At 40.2% G+C, this 18,746-nt stretch carries 17 protein-coding genes; 11 read left to right on the top strand and 6 right to left on the bottom strand.

Annotated features, from left to right (window positions below; all coding sequences use genetic code 11):
• Positions 1-57 precede the first annotated feature (57 nt).
• The 3 genes from EAL49_RS07175 to ybeY all read left to right on the top strand — a co-directional run bounded on the left by EAL49_RS07175 (position 58) and on the right by ybeY (position 1,700).
• On the top strand, positions 58-639 hold the full coding sequence (locus tag EAL49_RS07175) for a DedA family protein (protein ID WP_162973137.1): 582 nt from the start codon (positions 58-60) through the stop codon (positions 637-639).
• Between the two features lie 90 nt (positions 640-729).
• Complete coding sequence (locus EAL49_RS07170) at positions 730-1,224, top strand: flavodoxin (RefSeq protein ID WP_000516078.1); 495 nt, start codon at positions 730-732, stop codon at positions 1,222-1,224.
• A 53-nt stretch (positions 1,225-1,277) separates the two neighbouring features.
• Positions 1,278-1,700, top strand: a complete 423-nt coding sequence (gene ybeY / locus EAL49_RS07165) for an rRNA maturation RNase YbeY (protein WP_075650237.1) — start codon at positions 1,278-1,280, stop codon at positions 1,698-1,700.
• An 88-nt stretch (positions 1,701-1,788) separates the two neighbouring features.
• Here ybeY and fic read toward each other — a convergent pair whose 3' ends face one another.
• The 6 genes from fic to fliW all read right to left on the bottom strand — a co-directional run bounded on the left by fic (position 1,789) and on the right by fliW (position 10,544).
• Positions 1,789-2,322 (bottom strand): protein adenylyltransferase Fic, encoded by a 534-nt coding sequence (gene fic / locus EAL49_RS07160; protein WP_120829619.1) that lies wholly within the window; start codon positions 2,320-2,322, stop codon positions 1,789-1,791.
• A gap of 27 nt (positions 2,323-2,349) precedes the next feature.
• Complete coding sequence (proC, locus tag EAL49_RS07155; RefSeq protein ID WP_120829618.1) at positions 2,350-3,123, bottom strand: pyrroline-5-carboxylate reductase; 774 nt, start codon at positions 3,121-3,123, stop codon at positions 2,350-2,352.
• A gap of 13 nt (positions 3,124-3,136) precedes the next feature.
• Positions 3,137-6,847 (bottom strand): Hop family outer membrane protein HopL, encoded by a 3,711-nt coding sequence (gene hopL, locus EAL49_RS07150; protein ID WP_120829617.1) that lies wholly within the window; start codon positions 6,845-6,847, stop codon positions 3,137-3,139.
• A gap of 23 nt (positions 6,848-6,870) precedes the next feature.
• The gene (hopI, locus tag EAL49_RS07145; protein WP_120829616.1) at positions 6,871-8,955 is read right to left on the bottom strand and encodes a Hop family outer membrane protein HopI; all 2,085 of its coding nucleotides are present in this window, start codon (positions 8,953-8,955) and stop codon (positions 6,871-6,873) included.
• Positions 8,956-9,064: 109 nt separating this feature from the next.
• Positions 9,065-10,126: an undecaprenyldiphospho-muramoylpentapeptide beta-N-acetylglucosaminyltransferase gene (murG, locus tag EAL49_RS07140; RefSeq protein WP_033769921.1), complete on the bottom strand. Its 1,062-nt coding sequence runs from the start codon at positions 10,124-10,126 to the stop codon at positions 9,065-9,067.
• Between the two features lie 10 nt (positions 10,127-10,136).
• Positions 10,137-10,544 (bottom strand): flagellar assembly protein FliW, encoded by a 408-nt coding sequence (fliW, locus tag EAL49_RS07135; protein WP_001105859.1) that lies wholly within the window; start codon positions 10,542-10,544, stop codon positions 10,137-10,139.
• A gap of 151 nt (positions 10,545-10,695) precedes the next feature.
• On the opposite strand from fliW, the gene valS reads away from it, so the two are divergent.
• The 8 genes from valS to EAL49_RS07090 all read left to right on the top strand — a co-directional run bounded on the left by valS (position 10,696) and on the right by EAL49_RS07090 (position 18,368).
• Positions 10,696-13,314, top strand: coding sequence for a valine--tRNA ligase (gene valS / locus EAL49_RS07130; protein WP_120829615.1), 2,619 nt, complete (start codon positions 10,696-10,698; stop codon positions 13,312-13,314).
• Positions 13,315-13,328: 14 nt separating this feature from the next.
• Complete coding sequence (gene ffh, locus EAL49_RS07125) at positions 13,329-14,675, top strand: signal recognition particle protein (RefSeq protein ID WP_120829614.1); 1,347 nt, start codon at positions 13,329-13,331, stop codon at positions 14,673-14,675.
• 73 nt (positions 14,676-14,748) lie between these two features.
• Entirely contained in the window at positions 14,749-14,979 is a 231-nt protein-coding gene (gene rpsP / locus EAL49_RS07120; protein ID WP_000216125.1) for a 30S ribosomal protein S16, read from the top strand.
• Positions 14,980-14,995: 16 nt separating this feature from the next.
• On the top strand, positions 14,996-15,343 hold the full coding sequence (locus EAL49_RS07115; protein ID WP_001208538.1) for a KH domain-containing protein: 348 nt from the start codon (positions 14,996-14,998) through the stop codon (positions 15,341-15,343).
• Positions 15,344-15,898: a ribosome maturation factor RimM gene (gene rimM, locus EAL49_RS07110; RefSeq protein WP_000254261.1), complete on the top strand. Its 555-nt coding sequence runs from the start codon at positions 15,344-15,346 to the stop codon at positions 15,896-15,898.
• Positions 15,899-16,588: a tRNA (guanosine(37)-N1)-methyltransferase TrmD gene (trmD, locus tag EAL49_RS07105; protein ID WP_108593103.1), complete on the top strand. Its 690-nt coding sequence runs from the start codon at positions 15,899-15,901 to the stop codon at positions 16,586-16,588.
• A 21-nt stretch (positions 16,589-16,609) separates the two neighbouring features.
• Complete coding sequence (rplS, locus tag EAL49_RS07100; protein ID WP_120829613.1) at positions 16,610-16,966, top strand: 50S ribosomal protein L19; 357 nt, start codon at positions 16,610-16,612, stop codon at positions 16,964-16,966.
• Between the two features lie 610 nt (positions 16,967-17,576).
• Positions 17,577-18,368 (top strand): NYN domain-containing protein, encoded by a 792-nt coding sequence (locus tag EAL49_RS07090; RefSeq protein ID WP_120829612.1) that lies wholly within the window; start codon positions 17,577-17,579, stop codon positions 18,366-18,368.
• Positions 18,369-18,746 lie beyond the last annotated feature (378 nt).

The following is an 18,746-nucleotide window of genomic DNA, read 5'->3' as shown; positions in this document are numbered from 1 at the left end:
ACAGGTTGAATAAGTTTGGATAACATGAAAATAAAAACGAATCAAAAGAGGGTTTTGATGCAAGAAGCGTTGTTGCGTTTTCAAGAGGGTTTTAAGGAGTGGGGTTATCTTATTTTGTTTTTGTATTCTTTAGGGGGCGGGTATGTGGGGATTGTCATCGCTTCTGTTTTGAGTGCTACCACGCACGCTTTGGATATAAAAATAACCATTCTTGTCGCTTTTTTAGGGAATATGGTAGGGAGTGGGGCTCTTGTAATCTTTGCCCGCTATCAAAAAAGAGAGTTTTTAAAGTATTTCCAAAAGCATAGAAGAAAGCTTGCTTTGGCGAGTTTGTGGGTGAAACGCTACGCCTTTTTAATGATTTTTATCAATAAATATTTGTATGGGATTAAAAGCGTTGTGCCTTTGGCAATTGGTTTTAGCAAATACCCTCTAAAAAGATTTTTATGGCTTAATGTTTTATCCAGTTTTTTGTGGGCGTTAATCGTGGGGAGCGTTTCTTTTCAAGCGAGCGATTGGGTGAAAACGCTGTATGAAAGGCTTTCTCATTACACTTCGTTTTTTGTCATAAGTTTTGTTCTTATAGCGCTTTTAATATGGTTTTTATTGAAACGATATTCGCGCAAAATGGGTTTTTAAGCAAGATGTTTAATTAAATGCGCTAGACTACGCCCACAAGCATTCGCTAAAAGTGGGTGCGTTAATATCTTAAAAACAAGGATTGAGAATATGGGAAAAATTGGTATCTTTTTTGGGACAGACAGCGGGAACGCTGAAGCTATCGCTGAAAAAATCAGCAAGGCTATTGGTAATGCTGAAGTGGTTGATGTGGCTAAAGCTTCTAAAGAGCAATTCAATAGCTTTACAAAGGTTATTTTAGTCGCTCCAACAGCGGGTGCGGGCGATTTACAAACAGATTGGGAAGACTTTTTAGGCACATTAGAAGCGAGCGATTTTGCGACTAAAACCATTGGGCTTGTAGGCTTGGGCGATCAAGACACTTACAGCGAAACTTTCGCCGAAGGCATTTTCCATATCTATGAAAAAGCTAAAGCCGGCAAAGTGGTAGGGCAAACTCCCACTGATGGTTATCATTTTGAAGCTTCTAAAGCGGTAGAAGGCGGTAAATTCGTGGGTCTTGTGATTGATGAAGACAATCAAGACGATCTCACTGATGAGAGGATTTCAAAATGGGTAGAACAAGTTAAAGGTTCTTTCGCTTGATCTTTATAAGCCCTAAGTTTTAGGGCTTTTTTAAACTTCTTTTTATACCTTTAATGCTAGAAATAGACAGCCAAACCCCGCTAGAATCAGACTTTTTATTATTAGAAAAAATCGCAAATGTTTTAGCCCCCACTCAAACCATTGAGCTTATTTTGGTGAGCGGTGAAACCATGCGAGAAATCAACAGGGATTTAAGGGGTTGCGATTACGCTACCGATGTTTTGAGCTTCCCTTTAGAAGCGATTCCTCACACCCCTTTAGGGAGCGTGGTGATTAATGCGCCATTAGCTCAAACTAACGCCCTGAAATTAGGGCATAACTTAGAAGAGGAGATCGCTCTTTTATTCATTCATGGGGTGTTGCACTTGTTAGGCTATGACCATGAAAAAGATAAGGGCGAACAACGCCAAAAAGAGAGCGAACTCATTAAAATTTTTAACTTGCCTTTGAGTTTGATTGAACGCGCACAGGATTAATTTTAGATGGCTCTAATGCTGACAAATAAAGCTTTTAATTTTTAAGAATGGTATTTTTAAGATTTGAAAAAATGCTTTTTGGAATTTTTCAAAGCCCTTCATAATAATACGACTGCGTGATGCCTTTAATGAGAGTTAAGGGATCGTTGGTATTAGAACTCAAATGCTTTTTTAAAAGCGTTTTGATTTCCAAATCATTCACAGGACTCCTTTTTATAGCACTCAAATAAGCGGCTTTATCAATCCTATCCCAAAGCGCAATTTTTTTTAATTCCTTTTTAAGCAACAAATCAAGCCATATTCTAGTCGCTCTGCCATTACCCTCCAAAAAAGGGTGAGCGATATTCATTTCCACGTATTTTTCTATGATTTGATTGAAATTGCTTTGCGGCATGCTCTCAATTCTGGGTAAAATCAAATCCAAATACAAGCAGTTAGCGAACCTGAAATTTCCTTTAGAAATATTTTTATCCCTGATTTTCCCGGCAAATTCATACAGCCCTTCAAACAAAAACCGATGGATTTCTTGCAAGCCCTTGATCGTGCCTACTTCTATGGTGTCAATCAGACCGCTTTGGATCAAATGCTTGGCTTTTTCTAAACTCTGTCTGTCTAAATGCATCGCACTGTTTTTTTAAGAGTGTAATTTTTAGAGGTGCATTTTTTTCACGCTTTCATGGCAAGCTTCTATAAACGCTCCCCTAACCCCTTTTTTTTCTAAAACGCTCAAGCCTTCAATCGTTGCGCCTTTAGGGGTGCAAATTCGCTCTATAATCATCTCTGGGCGTTCTTTTTCTAACAGCTTGGCAAAGCCTTTGAAACTCATTTCCACCAATTCTAAAGAATCTCTAGCGTTCAAGCCCTCTCTAATGCCGGCATCTTTCAAACCGCTCGCTACCAAGCTTAAAAAAGCGAGCGCGCTCCCATTGGTCGCTATACTGGCATCCACCTGCTCTTCATTGCCCACTCGCACGCAATTCCCAAAACTCTCAATAATACTCAAAGCTTTCTCGCTTATTGAAGGCGCAACCGATTTTTCACACACCGCCGTAGAAGATAGGGCGAACTTGCTCGCAATATTAGGCATGCATTTTAAGTAATGTAAAGAATCAATCGCATTGCTTAAAGTTTCAAAATTCACCCCGGCTAAAGCGCTCAAAACGCTTTTAGCCTGCCCTTGATAATTAAAATCCTTAAGGTTATAAGGCTTAAAAAGTAAAAACACGAATTTTTGGTGTATATCAATAGCGTCTTTATAGGGAATGATGCGTGCTTGAATGTTTTTTTCTTGTAAAAAGGGGGCGATTTTTTCAGGGTTTCGCCCGGTAATTTCTAAAATAAAACGCTTGGATAAAATTTCATGAGAGCCTTCTAAAATCGCTTGAGCCATATTCCCATAGCCGATGAATTGTAAGATTTCCATGACGTGCCCTTTTTTAAAACCCCATGATGTAATTGATATAGAAAGTATAAAGCCTCCTATAGCTCACATCAGCCCCGGCGCTATTCAAATACGCTTGATTGATGAGAGGCACTTTGATCCCAAATTCCACGCTCTTTTGGCTGATAACCCCTTGATTGTGGAATTTCTTAGCGAAACGCTTAAACTCCGCGAAATTGGTGCGCACCCCAAAATTCAGCGCCACTTGAAAATTCGTTGAATGGATGTCATTAGCACTCCCCCAATTGTCAATGATTTGTTGCCTTAAGGAGCTAAGCCAAGTTGCACCGCCTAATTGGACCCCAGCAAACAGCCCAAAATTCAACGCTTTAGTGTTGTAAGTCCTCCTGAACAAGTTCCATAAAAAATCCGTACCTACCCCATAAGCAAAGATATTCGCTTTCACGCTTTGATTGGCTAGACCTATTTCACTAAAGCCGTAATCAAAGAAAAAATAATGCCTAAAGCCCAATTTCCTAGCCTTACCAAAGAAATATTTATAGCCCAAACTAACCCCTAAGCCATTGCTCATGCCGTGTTGGGTGCTTTTAGCGGCCGCATACTGGCTTAAAACGGGTTGAGAGCCGTAGTTATTGGCTTGATTTTGCGCGTTTTGAACCTGATTTCTAGCATTAATCATCGCATCAATGAGTTTTTGTTGCACCATGAAGAATGTTTTATCCCCTAAAAGCTGCCGTAAGGTTTGCGAGAATGACTGAATGGTGGTGGTGTTAGAAGTGATTTCTTGGAGCAAAGTTAAAATCGCATTAGGGCTAATATCGTTTTGCAAGGCTTGAAACCCTTGAGAAATAGCGCTCGTGATGGCTTGAAAAGCGCTTTTGAGACTCTCATTACTAGCGTTATTATCATTATTTTGGATAAACCCGGCAGTCTTAATAAATTCAGTGAGCAAATTAATTAAATTGTTCGTATCGCTCACCCCATTTATAGGGATTGCCCCTAAAAGGTTGATAAGCCCACCGGTGCAAGTAGCACCACTACTACCACTACTACCATTACACAAATTACTGAGACTGCTGCTATTACTTTTTAACGCTTCAAAGAATTGTTTTAAGCCGTTTTCAACGCCTTTGTTATTCCCTGAACTAGCGATAATGTTGGCTATTTTTTGGGCGTCGCTATAGACTTTTTGCAAGTTGCTGTCGGTTGTGGTGGTGGTTGTGCTTGTGGTGCTTTGTTGTTTGTTGGGTTCATAACAATTGCTCCCACTGCCTCCATTGCTTCCGTTGGTGCTACTGCATGGCGTATAGCCGTTATTACTGCCACTACCTCCGCTACTACTATAAGTCCCCAATTTCCCATCGCTGGCGTCTGTGAGCATTTGGTAGGCTGTGTTGATTTGACTAGTTCCATTTCCGCTTCCGCCACTCGCACCATTGCCCCCATTAACCCCCTTAAGATTTGTGATGATTTGATTGAGCAAACCGCCGCTAGTGAGCGTGATTTGTTGGACATTGTAGGTGATGCTGTTCCCACCGTTGTTCCCGCTTTGAGTTGTTGCTTGTGTTTGATACCCTAAAGCGTTTTGCAACCCGCTGTAATAAGCCTTAGAATCGGACCATTGCTGATAGCACCAGTTACTATTACTCCCATTTGTTCCACTCGCGCATGCGTTATTATTGTTGGTTGCCCCGCTTGTTTGTTGGGTTTGTTGGCTTTGAGCGATTAAAGCGTTCATGTCTGTAGGCACTTGCTGGTCAATCGTATTGATGAACTGGTAGAAATTCGCTCTCAATTGGATGCGTAAATCTTGGTTAGTGTTAGCGGTCATATCTTGCGATTGATTCCCAGTAGTGTTGTAAATCGCATTCGCCCATGCTTGGATATTGCTTTCTTGGTTTTGAAAAGCGCTTTGAACGCTTTGTTGGAAATTACTGACATTTTGCAACACGGTGTTCAAGGCTCCCATTACCGTGTTGTTAGGGGATTGTGCGGTTGCCCCACTGCTTTGAGCTAAGTTGGTTGTCTTGGTTTCTTCTTCATTATTCACAACCACCATCGCTTTTAGTTTAGAAGCGTTGCTTTTAGTTTGAGTGGTAGTATTACTCCCGTTAGAGCTTAAAATATTTTGCAATTGGGCGTTCCCGCTGAGACTCAAACCCCCAGAAGAGCTGGTATTATTGCATGCGCTTGTTCCGGATTGCATCCCATTAGGGCATAAGATCTTAGCGTTGTTTTGCAAATTTTGTTCTGAAGTTTTTAAAGAGTTATAAACGCTCCACACTTGAGAAACAAGGTTGAAAGAATTCACGCCGATCTGCTCTTTACCATTAATGGTTTGGACTTGTGAAGTGGCGACTAAAGAATTGTCAAAGCTGCTTGTATTATTTGTGGAGCTTGCCGCTGAGCATGAAATCCCGCTAGAAGCATTGCCAGAAAGGCTTCCGGTGGCAGTCATGCAATCATACGCGCTGATATTTTGCCCTTGAGCGTTGGTAACCGTGCCAATTTGGTAATTATTAGAAGTGTTTTTGAGCAAGTTTTTAGGCTCATTAAAACTAATCCAAGTAATTTGTTTTAAAGCGTTGTTGTATTGTTCTATCGTGCTTTCATAGGCTTGAAAATTCAAGGCGTTGTGCAAGTTGTTTAAATTGTAAGTGGTGTCATTGATCGCATTGTTGTCTAAAGTGTTGATAGCGACGCTTTGGAGTTTTTGGGCAATGGCTTGGACTTGTTGGTTGGCCTGGTTGTTTGAAGTGGGGGTTGCGGCTAAAGGGGCTAATTCTTGGATAAATTGTTCTAAACATTGGACTTGGCTAGTGCAACCATTGGGGTTATTTTGGGAGTTGCTTGCGTTATTACTCAATGTCCCTTGTAAAGTGTTCATTAAAAGGGTGTTGTTGTATTGTTGTTGGTTGTTGCTGTTTGAAGAAGTAGAGCCTAAAATGGAATTAGTTGGATAGAACACGACTTGTCCCGGTGGGTTTAGCACCACATGCGTTGTGGTTGTCGTAGGGAAATATCCTACCCCTAAAGTGTTTAAGGCGTTGATAAGAGCGCTCACATAAGTGGTATTGTTGCTAGAAGCGTTCACCGCGCTGGTTAGATTGGTGATTAAGGATTGCACATAAGTGGTGCTAGTGGTTTTAGTGATGCTGTTTTCAATTTCTTGCAACAATTCTGTCATGGATTGCGCGGTGTTTTGGAGCTGGGCTTTGACTTCTTGGGTGTTGTTGCTAGGATTAAGGCTATTCACAGAGCTAATGATGCTAGAACTTAATGCAACGCCTTCATTAAAAGCGCCTTGAGTGTTGGAAAGGAGTTTGGCTGTGATTTGTGAAGAGTGGGCTTTTAAGGGGTCAGAGCTTCCTTTAAGCCCTATGATTTGTTGGGAAATGCTAGAGATTTGACGGCTAGAATAAAAATCTTTTCTTTTGCCAATTTGGTTTAAGATATTAGAAATGCCTTCTAGTTGGTTGCCTACGGTATTGCTCACCCCATAACCTAAAGCGTCAATGACGCTTTGAGAGCTTAAAGTAATCAAACCGGTGGTAGGGCCTGCAACATTAATCGCGCTTTGAGTAACGCTATTAATAATGCTTTCATTTTCTAAGAGTTGTTTGTTATTGATAAATTGTTGCGTGCCACCGATTTGATAGCCTACAGACATATACCAGCCATTGTCTTCAGCTAAGAGGGAGCTGATTAAAAGGAGCGGTATGAGTTTTTTAGCTTTTTTTATCATCTATTTTCCCTTATTGTATTCAATTAAAAACCTATGTTGTAGCCCACATAAAAACTAAAAGCTCTTCTATACTTCGCTGTAACGCCTTCTGATTGGTAATAGGTGTGATAAAGCACCGGTATTTTAAGGCCAAATTCCACCCCTTGAGAAAAACGAGATCTTCTTTGCTTGGCGATCTTGGAAAAATTAGTCCTTATACCTAGATCAAAAAGGAGTTGGAAAGAAGTGTCCTTAGGTTTGAGGTGGTTGCCATCCACTTGATCTAAAAAATTCGTTTTCCAGGTTTGCCCTGCAAATTGAATGCCGGCAAAAAAACCTATATCTATCGCTTCAGTCCCCCTTTTTCGGGTGAAAACATTATAGAGGAAGTCTGTGCCTGCACCATAGCTAGAGAGCGTGGCTTTCACTAAAGAGGGGTTTGATCCAAATTGCGCGTAACCAAAATCATAAAAGCCATAATACCTAAGCCCAAACATGCGCTTTTTGCCAAAGAATTGCTTATAGCCCATTTTCACGCCAAAGCCGTTCATGTTATTAGAATTAGAGTTATGCTCCAAAAAATTCCTAGCAAAGCCCATTTGATAGACTTGATTCACTTTGGTTTGCATTTCATCAATCACCCCGCCAATCACTGCTTTAGAGCGATAAAGCCCGTAAGCCATTAGAGTTTTTGCCGTGGGGGAATAGGGGTTGGATAAGATCTTGTCTATTTGCGCAGGGGTGGGGGCGTTTGTGGCTTGCTCTAGTTGGTTGATGATCACTTTTTGTTCTTGTTGGGCTTGTTGTGGGGTTAAACTATTTTGTGGGGTTGGATTATTGGTATTAACTTTCCCCCCATAGCTAGGTAAAAAATTCAAACCCTTGTTGTTCAAATCCAAATAGGGGGCGACCCAATTGGTGATGAAATTCCCATACGCTTGGGTGTTGTTGAGCAAGCTTTCCCCATAGTTGATCGCGTCTTGCATTTGCTTATAATCTGAAGTGCCTGTGAGTTTAGCGGCCTTGTTGGCAAAAACTTGCATGCCTGAAAAAATCATAGAAGCGGTGATGCCATTAGCGATGATGCTGTCAGCTAAATAATAGACTGCAGAGCTAGGGTGGTAGGTGTATTGGCCATTACCTGATCCTACCGTCGCTCCAGCGGGTAAGGTTTTTAAGGGGGCTTGCGTGTTGTTAGCGTCATTTTTGGTGTAATAGCCCGGGCCACTAAAACTTTGGTAGCCTTGTTGGGAATCGCTGCCATTAGGGGCTTTGTTGTAAGTGAAGCCAAATTGCTTTTCATTCGCTAAACCTCCTAAAATCCCTGCTTGCATCAAAGCTTGGAAGATGTTTTGGGCGTTTTGGGCGATGGATTTGGCTTCGTTAGTAGCGGTGCATTGGTTTTGGCTGCTGCAGATGTTTTGACCATTATTTGAGGTGGCTAAGCCGTCTTGCAAAAGGTGTTGCAACACTTCAGGGCTAAAATTCACTGAACCATTGCTATTAAAAGATTTATTCGTTAGAGTTTGGTTATACCAAAGCGTGGTTAAAGCGTTAGTAATATCATTGTTTAAAGCGTCCATGACAGTGGCTAAACCTTCAGGTAAAGCAATAACGGTGCTTTGATTGCCAAATTTGACATTAAAAACTTTGGCGTTAGCAAGATTTTCAGGGTTACGGATTAAAGTCTCGCCGATGAGTTGGGTGAGTTTGTCTAAATTATTGACTAAAGATTGCATATCAAAGGTGGCATTGACATTGCCTCTGGGGGGGTTGTTGCCCGTATCGCCATTTTGGGCGTTTTGTTGATAACCCCCCGCATAAAGCAAACATCTTTTGGAAGGATCAGGGCAGAGCATTTGCATTAAAACTCTCGTTTGTTGGCCCATCGCTTCTAAATAATAGGCTAAAGGCACCGCCGCAGATTCTAGAGCGATAGCGTTTTGGCGGATATAAGTGGATGCGTCTTGACTGGCGTTAAGCCCTGAGTTATCCACCCTTTGAACGGCTAAAGAAGTTTGATAACTCACCCCCATAAAAAACCCATCATCTTCTGCCGCTAAAGGGTTAAGAAAAAATAAGGGGAGCAGGCTAGAATAGATAAGCCATTTTTGATTGAATTTTTTCATTTAGGGGGTTATCCTTTTCTTTTTAAAAGATTTGAGCTATCCTAGTTTTATTTTATCTATCATTTAGTTTAGTGATTAGTCGCTTAATTATTGATTAAAATGGGCTGTTTTAGGCGCTTAAGATTTTTTCAATGATGGTTTTAGCGCCATCTTTGGCGATCTTTTTTTGCAATTTATCGCTGATAAGGGTTAGATTTTTCTTGTCTTGATCGTCTTTTTGGTTGAGTTTTCTAATGACTTCAAAGAGTTTTTTAGGCAATAGTTCGTTTTGAGGCACAATGTAGCACAAGTTTTCTTTTTCAAATTCTAAGACATTGTAATACTGGTGGTTGTTGCTCGCAAAAGGATAAGGGATAAAAATCGTGGGTAAGCCATTAGCGCACAATTCCCACACGCTACTAGCCCCCGCTCTACTCACGCACAAATCCGCTTTTTGCATGACTTCTATAATATTATTATGGAATGCAAAGAGCGCTATCTTGTCTAATAACCCTAATTCTTGGTAGTAGATGCGCATTCTTTCATAAGAGTTTGAGCCACAAATATGCGTGATTTCAATCCCTTGTTTGGTGAGTTTAGGAGCGTTAAGCAGTGCAAATTCATTGATGGCTTTTGCCCCTTGCGAACCGCCTAAAAATAAAATATGCTTGATTTCAGTCCGAGTCCTAGCGTGATCAAAAAAAACATTTTGCACGGGATAGGAGGTTACAACATGATTACCCTTATCTTTAAACGCATAGCTTGAAAACACGGCTTTAGCTTTAGGGGAAAGGTAGCGATTGAGAGAGCCTTTGATTGCATTTTGCTCATGGATATAAAGGGGTATTTTATTGAGTAAGCTTGCAAAACTCGCAGGCCCTGCGCTAAAACCCCCCACGCTAATGGTGTGCGTGATCTGGTGTTTTTTTAAAATTTCTTTAGCCTTAAAAGCGGCTTTAGCTTGCAAAAATAAAGAGCCTATTTTTTTAAAAAAGCTTTTATTGACCACGCCTTGCGTGTTGAAAAAATAGCGTTCGCTAAACAGGGGGCTATTTTCAAACCATTCTTTATCTTGCCCATAAGTTGAGCCTAAATAAATCGCCTCTATGCCTTGCTTTTCTAATTCTATGGCTAAGGCTTTAGCGATAGAGAGATGCCCCCCTGTGCCTCCCCCTGTAAGAGCGAATTTCATGCTAAAACCCTTAAGCTCGTTCTCTTTCTTTAACCACAAAGCTTTTTAAAGGATCTCTAAAGCCAAAATCCGGATAATCCATCATAGAAAGCGCCACTTGAGCGCCAAAGCCATTTTTGGAATTAAACACTAAGGGGGCTAAGAAATTAACCATAGAATCTTCTAAATTTTTTTGCAACACGACCACGCAATACACCTCCACTTTGGAATGAGAATCTAATTCTAGCAGTAATTCTATGTATTTGGGTATCACAAAGCTGTATTCCCTCAAACAATAAGGATTCACTAAGACCATATCCAACGCCATGGGCGAGTTCGTTTGACTAACCAATCGGCTGAATAAGGAATCAATTTTTTCCAAACGCACTTCATTGATATGCTCAAATCCTAAAATAGGGGCTTTTAAAAAGTAATTCACTGGACTATCCTTTTTAATTTAAATGCTTTGTTGTATAATTTTAAAAAAATACGCAACAATTAAAAGCGTAAAAGCAAAAGGCGTTCCAAAAACCAACCATTTTTTAAGGAACGCTCTATTTTAAGATAATTTAGGAAAATTTAGGAAAATAATGAAACAAGAACCCACCACCTACCAGCCAAAAGAAATAGAAAAAAAGATTTATGAAATTTGCTCTCATAGGGGGTATTTTGAAATTGATGGCAATGAAAAAATCCAAGAAAAAAACAAACGATTTTGCTTGATGATGCCCCCTCCTAATGTGACCGGTATCTTACACATAGGGCATGCTTTAACTTTAAGCTTGCAAGATATTTTAGCGCGTTACAAGCGCATGGATGGGTATAAGACTTTGTATCAGCCCGGGTTGGATCACGCCGGCATTGCGACACAAAATGTCGTGGAAAAGCAGCTTTTAAGTCAAGGGATTAAAAAAGAAGATTTAGGGCGTGAAGAGTTCATTCAAAAAGTGTGGGAATGGAAAGAAAAGAGCGGGGGAGCGATTTTAGAGCAAATGAAGCACTTAGGCGTGAGTGCGGCCTTTTCTAGGACTCGTTTCACGATGGATAAGGGCTTGCAAAGAGCGGTCAAATTGGCGTTTTTGAAATGGTATGAACAAGGTCTCATTATTCAAGATAATTACATGGTGAATTGGTGCACTAAAGACGGGGCGTTGAGCGATATTGAAGTGGAGTATGAAGAGCGTAAGGGGGCGTTGTATTATATTAGATATTATTTAGAAAATCAAAAAGATTATTTGGTGGTGGCCACCACACGCCCTGAAACTTTGTTTGGCGATAGTGCGCTTATGGTCAATCCTAACGATGAGAGGTACAAGCATTTAGTGGGGCAAAAAGCGATCTTGCCTTTAATCAATCGCACAATCCCTATTATCGCTGATGCACATGTGGAAATGGAGTTTGGCACAGGGTGTGTGAAGGTTACCCCTGGGCATGATTTTAACGATTATGAAGTGGGCAAACGCCACCATTTGGAAACGATTAAAATCTTTGATGAAAAGGGGATTTTAAACGCGCATTGCGGGGAGTTTGAGAACCTGGAGCGATTAGAGGCCAGAGGCAAGGTCGTAGAAAAATTAAAAGAAAACGCCTTATTGGAAAAGATAGAAGAGCATGCCCATCAAGTGGGGCATTGCTATCGTTGCCATAATGTGGTAGAGCCTTATGTGTCTAAGCAATGGTTTGTCAAGCCTGAAATCGCTCAAAGTTCTATTGAAAAAATCCAACAAGGTTTGGCGCGATTTTACCCCTCTAATTGGATCAATAATTATAACGCTTGGATGAGGGAATTACGCCCTTGGTGTATCAGCAGGCAATTGTTTTGGGGGCATCAAATACCGGTGTTTACTTGTGAAAATAACCACCAGTTCGTAAGCCTTGATACCCCTTTAAGTTGTCCTACTTGCAAGAGTGAAAAACTAGAGCAAGATAAAGATGTGCTAGACACATGGTTTAGTTCAGGGCTATGGGCGTTTTCCACTCTAGGGTGGGGGCAAGAAAAAAGCGGTTTGTTTAACGAAAACGATTTGAAAGATTTCTACCCTAACACCACGCTCATTACCGGGTTTGACATCCTCTTTTTTTGGGTGGCCAGAATGCTTTTTTGCAGCGAATCGCTTTTAGGTGAATTGCCCTTTAAAGACATTTACTTGCACGCCTTGGTTAGGGACGAAAAGGGCGAAAAAATGAGCAAATCTAAAGGCAATGTGATAGATCCTTTAGAGATGATAGAAAAATACGGCGCGGATAGCCTGCGTTTCACTTTAGCCAATTTGTGCGCTACGGGTAGGGACATTAAGCTTTCCACTACGCATTTAGAAAATAATAAGAATTTCGCCAACAAGATTTTCAATGCGGCGAGTTATTTGAAGCTCAAACAAGAATCTTTTAAAGATAAAGAGCGTTTGAACGAATACCAAACGCCTTTGGGGCGTTATGCGAAATCGCGCTTGAATCTTGTCACTAAAGAGGCGCGTAACGCTTTAGATAACTATCGTTTTAATGACGCCACGACTTTATTATACCGCTTTTTGTGGGGGGAATTTTGCGATTGGTTCATTGAATTTTCTAAAGTGGAAAATGAAGCGATAGACGAGTTAGGGAGCGTGTTAAAAGAGGCTTTAAAACTCTTGCACCCTTTCATGCCCTTTATCAGCGAATCTTTATACCACAAGCTCAGTAACACGGATCTAGAAAACGCTCATTCTATCATGGTCATGCCTTACCCTAAAGATTTGGCGCAAGATGAAAAACTAGAGCATGAATTTGAAGTGATCAAAGATTGCATCGTGTCTTTAAGGCGTTTGAAAATCATGCTAGAAACCCCACCGATTGTTTTAAAAGAAGCGAGCGTGGGATTAAGAGAAGCCATAGAAAACACAGAGCGTTTGCAAACTTACGCCCAAAAATTAGCGAGATTGGAAAAAGTCAGCGTGATAACTTATAAGCCTTTAAAAAGCGTGAGCGATGTGGGGGAATTTTGCCAAACTTATGCAAATTTAGAAAATCTTGATTTAAGCCCGCTTGTTGCGCGTTTAAAAAAGCAGCTAGAAAAACTGGAAAAAGAAAAACTAAAACTCAATTTGCACAATGAAAATTTTGTCAAAAACGCGCCTAAAAGCGTGCTAGAAAAAGCGCAAGAGAGTTTAAAAACGCTTTTAGAAAAAGAGGGTAAGATCCAACAAGAATTGGATTTGTTAGAACAACCATAATCAAAGGATAGAAAATGTTTCAAGCATTAAGCGATGGGTTTAAAAACGCGCTCAATAAAATCCGCTTTCAAGATGATGAAAAAGCGCTAGACAGAGCGTTAGACGAATTGAAAAAAACGCTTTTAAAAAATGATGTGCATCATAAAGTCGCTAGAGAATTGCTCAAAAAAGTGGAAAGTCAAACGAAACTTAGCGGCATCGGTAAGCAGCAATTTTTAGACGCTTTAGAAAAGAGTTTGTTAGAAATTTTAAGCACTAAAGGGAGCAGTGGTTTCACTTTCGCTCAAACGCCCCCCACCGTGGTTTTAATGGCCGGTTTGCAAGGGAGCGGTAAGACAACCACCACCGCTAAACTCGCTCATTATTTAAAAACCAAAAATAAAAAAGTGCTTTTATGCGCATGCGATTTGCAACGCTTAGCGGCAGTGGAGCAATTAAAGGTTTTGGGCGAACAGGTGGGCGTGGAAGTGTTTTATGAAGAAAATAAAAGCGTGAAAGAAATCGCTAACAACGCTTTAAAAAGGGCTAAAGAAGCGCAATTTGATGTTTTACTCGTGGATAGCGCGGGGCGTTTAGCCATTGATAAAGAGCTTATGCAAGAATTAAAAGAAGTCAAAGAAGTCTTAAACCCCCATGAAGTGCTGTATGTCGCAGACGCTTTGAGCGGGCAAGATGGGGTCAAAAGCGCGAACACCTTTAATGAAGAAATAGGCGTGAGTGGGGTGGTGCTAAGCAAATTTGATAGCGATTCTAAAGGGGGTATCGCCTTAGGCATCGCTTACCAATTAGGCTTACCCTTGCGGTTTATTGGGAGCGGGGAAAAAATCCCTGATTTAGATGTGTTTGTGCCTGAAAGGATTGTGGGGCGTTTGATGGGGGCTGGAGATATTGTCTCGCTCGCTGAAAAAACCGCCAGCGTTTTAAACCCCAATGAAGCCAAAGATTTAAGCAAAAAGCTCAAAAAAGGGCAATTCACTTTCAATGACTTTTTAAACCAGATTGAAAAAGTGAAAAAATTAGGCTCTATGAGTTCTCTGATCTCTATGATTCCAGGTTTAGGGAATATGGCAAGCGCGCTAAAAGACACGGATTTAGAAAGCTCTTTAGAAGTGAAAAAGATCAAGGCTATGGTCAATTCCATGACCAAAAAAGAGCAAGAAAACCCCGAGATTTTAAACGGCAGCCGAAGAAAAAGGATCGCTTTAGGGAGCGGCTTAGAAGTGTCTGAAATCAACCGCATCATCAAACGCTTTGATCAAGCGAGCAAAATGGCGAAACGCTTAACCAATAAAAAGGGCATTAGCGATTTGATGAATCTAATGAGTCAGGCTAAAAACCAAACACCCCCTAAAATGCGCTAACTTTTAAGCATGTTTTAGGCGCTTTTGTTGTATAATCTCAAATTTAATATGAATATTTTAGGAGATTTTTGTAATGACAGTCATTAGACTCACGCGCATTGGGAGGAAGAAAAAGCCTTTTTACAGAGTGGTGGTAACCGATTCTAGGAAAAGAAGGGATGGAGGTTGGATTGAATCCATTGGGTATTACAACCCTTTAAGCGAGCCTAAAGATATTAAGATTGATAAGGAGCGCTTGAATTATTGGAAAGGCGTGGGGGCTAAAATGAGCGAGAGGGTGGAAAAACTTTCTCAAAAAGCCTAAGGTTTTGTGAGGCTAAATGCGCGAATTAGATCCTTTGAACACGCCTTTTTCTCAAGCTGAGTGTAAGGACTATTCGTATTGCGTGGCAACTTTTTTAGAAAAATATTTAAAAAAGGTTGTTTCTTTCCCGCAAGCTTTGAGCGTGGAGTACACGCTTTTAGAAGATAAAGTCAAACAAATCACTATTTATACCCACCCATCAGACATGGGGCATGTGATCGGTAAAGAGGGCAAAATGGTGAGCGCGATTAAGGCGTTTGTTTCTGGCGTGAAAGCCAAAGACGGGTTTTCTTATAAAATCGTTGTTTTTGCTAGTAAAAATGGCGATAAAAGTCCCCATGTTTTAGGCGATCAAACGCCTTAAATGGTTTCTATGCTTTTAGTGGGCAGAATTGGTAAAAGCGTGGGGCTTAATGGGGGGTTAAAGCTTCATTTAGAGAGCGATTTTCCGGAGTGTTTAAAAAAAGGCGTTAAGGTGGGCGTTGCTCCCTTGAACGCTTTTTCTTTTGATTCTTCTTTTAAAGAATATACAATCCATTCTTATGAACATGCTAAAAACCTGTTGTTTTTAGAAACTATCCACACGCTAGAAAAGGCTAAAGAGCTGACTAATTTAGGGCTTTTTATGAGCGAGGCAGAGAGTAAAAAACTCTGTGTTTTAAAAGAGGGGGAATTTTTTTATTGCGATTTAGTAGGGCTTAGCGTGGTGGAAGAAAACGAGATTCTAGGGAAAGTCATAGAAATCCAAAGGATTTCTCAAATAGATTATTTTCTGGTTGAAACCACGAGAAGTTTGGTTGAAAAAGGTTTGGCTAAGATTTTTTTAATCCCTTATAGGGATTTTTATGTCAAAGAAATCCTTTTGCAAGACAAAAAAATAACCACCCATAACGCTAAAGCGCTTTTAGAGAATAGTTGAGTGAAATTCAGCGTTTTAACCCTTTTCCCGCAACTCGTATGGCCTTATTTTGAAGATTCTATTTTAAAAAGAGCGTTAGAAAAAAATCTTTTTGAATTAGAAGTATTAAACCTTAGAGATTTTAGCGCTAATAAATATCAAAAAGCGGATCACACGCTCATTGGTGGGGGTGCAGGGCAAATTTTAGACCCTGAGATGATAGAAAACGCGCTCCATTCTGTTAAAAACCCTAAACACACGATTTTTTTAAGCGCGGTGGGCAAGCCTTTCAAGCAAACAGACGCGATGCGTTTGGCTCAAAAAAAGCATGTCGTTTTGGTGTGTGGGCGTTATGAGGGCTTTGATGAACGCTCTATTGAACTTGGTGCTGATGAGGTTTTTTGTATAGGCGATTTTATTTTAACAGGGGGCGAGCTTGGGGCGTTGTGTTTGATAGATAGTATCGCTCGCCACATTCAAGGGGTTTTGGGTAACGCTCAATCTTTAGAAAATGAGAGCTTTGAAAACCATTATTTGGAAGCCCCTAATTTCGCTAACGCTGTTTTTAAATCCAAAGGAATCAATAAAATCCCTGCACCTTTAGAATATTCTAAAGGAAATCATGCTAAAATCAAGCAACTAAAACTTGATTTGTCAAAATTAAGGACGAAATTTTACCGCCTTGATTTATTCAAACAGCACAAATCATGAAATTGACATTAAGGAAAACACATGAAAAACCGCTACATTCAGCAGTTTGAAGACGCTCAATTGAAAGACAAGACCATGCCAGCATTTAAAGCCGGCGATACTTTAAGGCTTGGTATCACCATTAAAGAAGGCGAAAAAACACGAACTCAGTATTTTGAGGGCGTGTGCATTGCGATTAGAGGCAATGGCGTGGATAAGACTTTTTGCGTGCGTAAAATAGGGGCTAACAATATCGGCGTGGAGAAAATTTTCCCTTTTTATAGCGAAAGTTTGGCGAGCGTTGAGGTGTTGCGTGTGGGTAGGGTGCGCCGCGCGAAGCTCTACTATTTGCGCAATAGGAGAGGTAAGGCAGCAAGGATTAAAGAAGTCCGCCATTAACTTCTGTTAAGATTCTTTTATCCATCATGCTGATGGGTAGAACGCTCTTTAGGGGTTGAAATCCGTTTTTTAACCGCTTTTTTAAGATTAGGGTAAAACTTTTTAAATGGATTGGATTGGCTTGAAAAAGAGTTTTTTAATCCCTTTTTAGTTTTACCACCGACTTTTTTAAAACTCTAAACTCTTTTTAGCGTTAGCGTTTGTTTTTTTTTCAAGGCAAGGCTTTAACCGCTTCTTTTCTAGCTTGCTGTTTGTTAAACTGAATTTTTGGCTCTAATGGGGCGTTGGTTGTCAAATTTTAAAAAAGGTTAAAAAGCGGTTTTTACCATCAAAATACAAAAAGCTTGACGCAAGTTAAACGATAACTCCTTAAAAAAAGCGATCAGGTTAAGGGGGATTTAAAGGGTTTGAAAGAACATTAAAGTGCGAAATATCCCCTCATATTCTCAAGAAAGTTTTACTATAAAGTTTTTAAAAAATGAAAGAAATTAATTAAGGCTTTGAGTGTCTGTTTGATGAGAACAGAACCTTTATTTTAAAAAACAAGGCATGTTTAAATCCCCATGCTATACTCAGCCCTTATGGCAAAATTCATATTTTGGGAGAAAGCATGGAAAAAACTGAAACCACGATTTTTGTGGATTGGGAAAATCTTCTCGCCGATTTGAAAGCAATCCAAGAAACGGATGAGCGTTTAAAAGAGCCTAATTTTAGTTTCAACAATCCCGATCAACTCTTAGCGCTAATCCGTTCGTTTTTGGAGCCTGAAGAGAAATTGAAGCGGATCTATTTTTATGTATCTGAGCCTTTCCCAGAAGTTGAACCTAGAATCAAGGGCAATAAAAACGAAGAACTTGAGGAGTATAAAGAGAAGAATCCTAAAGATTATGAGGAAAGAGTGAATAAATCAGGGATTATCCAATCTTTCAACCATGCGATCGCCCAACAAAATCAAGTGAAATTACGAGTCGGGCGGGTAAAGTTCAAATTCGTATATAAGTTCGAAGACAAAGAAGTCTATAATGGTCTAGAAGCCAAGATTTTCATACCTTACTTAAAGTTGCGTCAAAAACAAGTTGATGCGCTGTTGGCGCACGATATTACCAAGCTGTATTGCACCAAACAAGGAGGGTGTATTTTGCTGTTCAGCAGGGATACTGATTTTGTGCCTGTGTTAGAAGCCGCTTGGGAGAAAGGCTTTGAAGTCTTCATCGCCAACATTCAAGAAAGCCCCAATTCTGTCCCTTCAGACTTGAAGAAGTCTTGCAATGTGAGAGAACGCAGTGTCGCTGACATTGTAGATAACTTGCCCAAAAATCAGCACACCCCCAAGAAAAAGAACTTTTCCCCCAACGAGCCTTTTAACAACCCATTTAAAGACCAACTCTTTAAGAAGAACTAACACGATCCCCCCACCAAGGGGACAAAAAAGCACCCATTTTAAAAGGGTTAGCTTAAGCGGATTTTTCTAATCCATGATTTCATTTTTTGCTCTACTATGGAGTGATTTTTGAAAACGGAGATAAATTAGCGCTTATAATAGTGGTTTTATGGGGAATGCACGCGTGTTTTTGGCGGTAGTCGGTGGTATTGAGATTTTTCAAAATCCGATCGTTTTAAAATTTTAACTTACTCTGTCAAAAATTTTTATAGTTTAAGCAAACCTTAAGCTTTCTATGACTATACTTTCATTTCCTTGTTTCAGCAAGGGCTTTTAAAAAGCCGCTTGATACCTTACAAGGATAGCTGATTAAAAGCAAACGATCTTTGAAAACTAAGC

The organism is Helicobacter pylori (assembly GCF_003637665.1).
GTDB classification, from domain to species: Bacteria; Campylobacterota; Campylobacteria; order Campylobacterales; family Helicobacteraceae; genus Helicobacter; species Helicobacter pylori_CK.
Note: the sequence above shows the minus strand (reverse complement) of the source record. Positions and strands in the feature narration are given on the sequence as shown.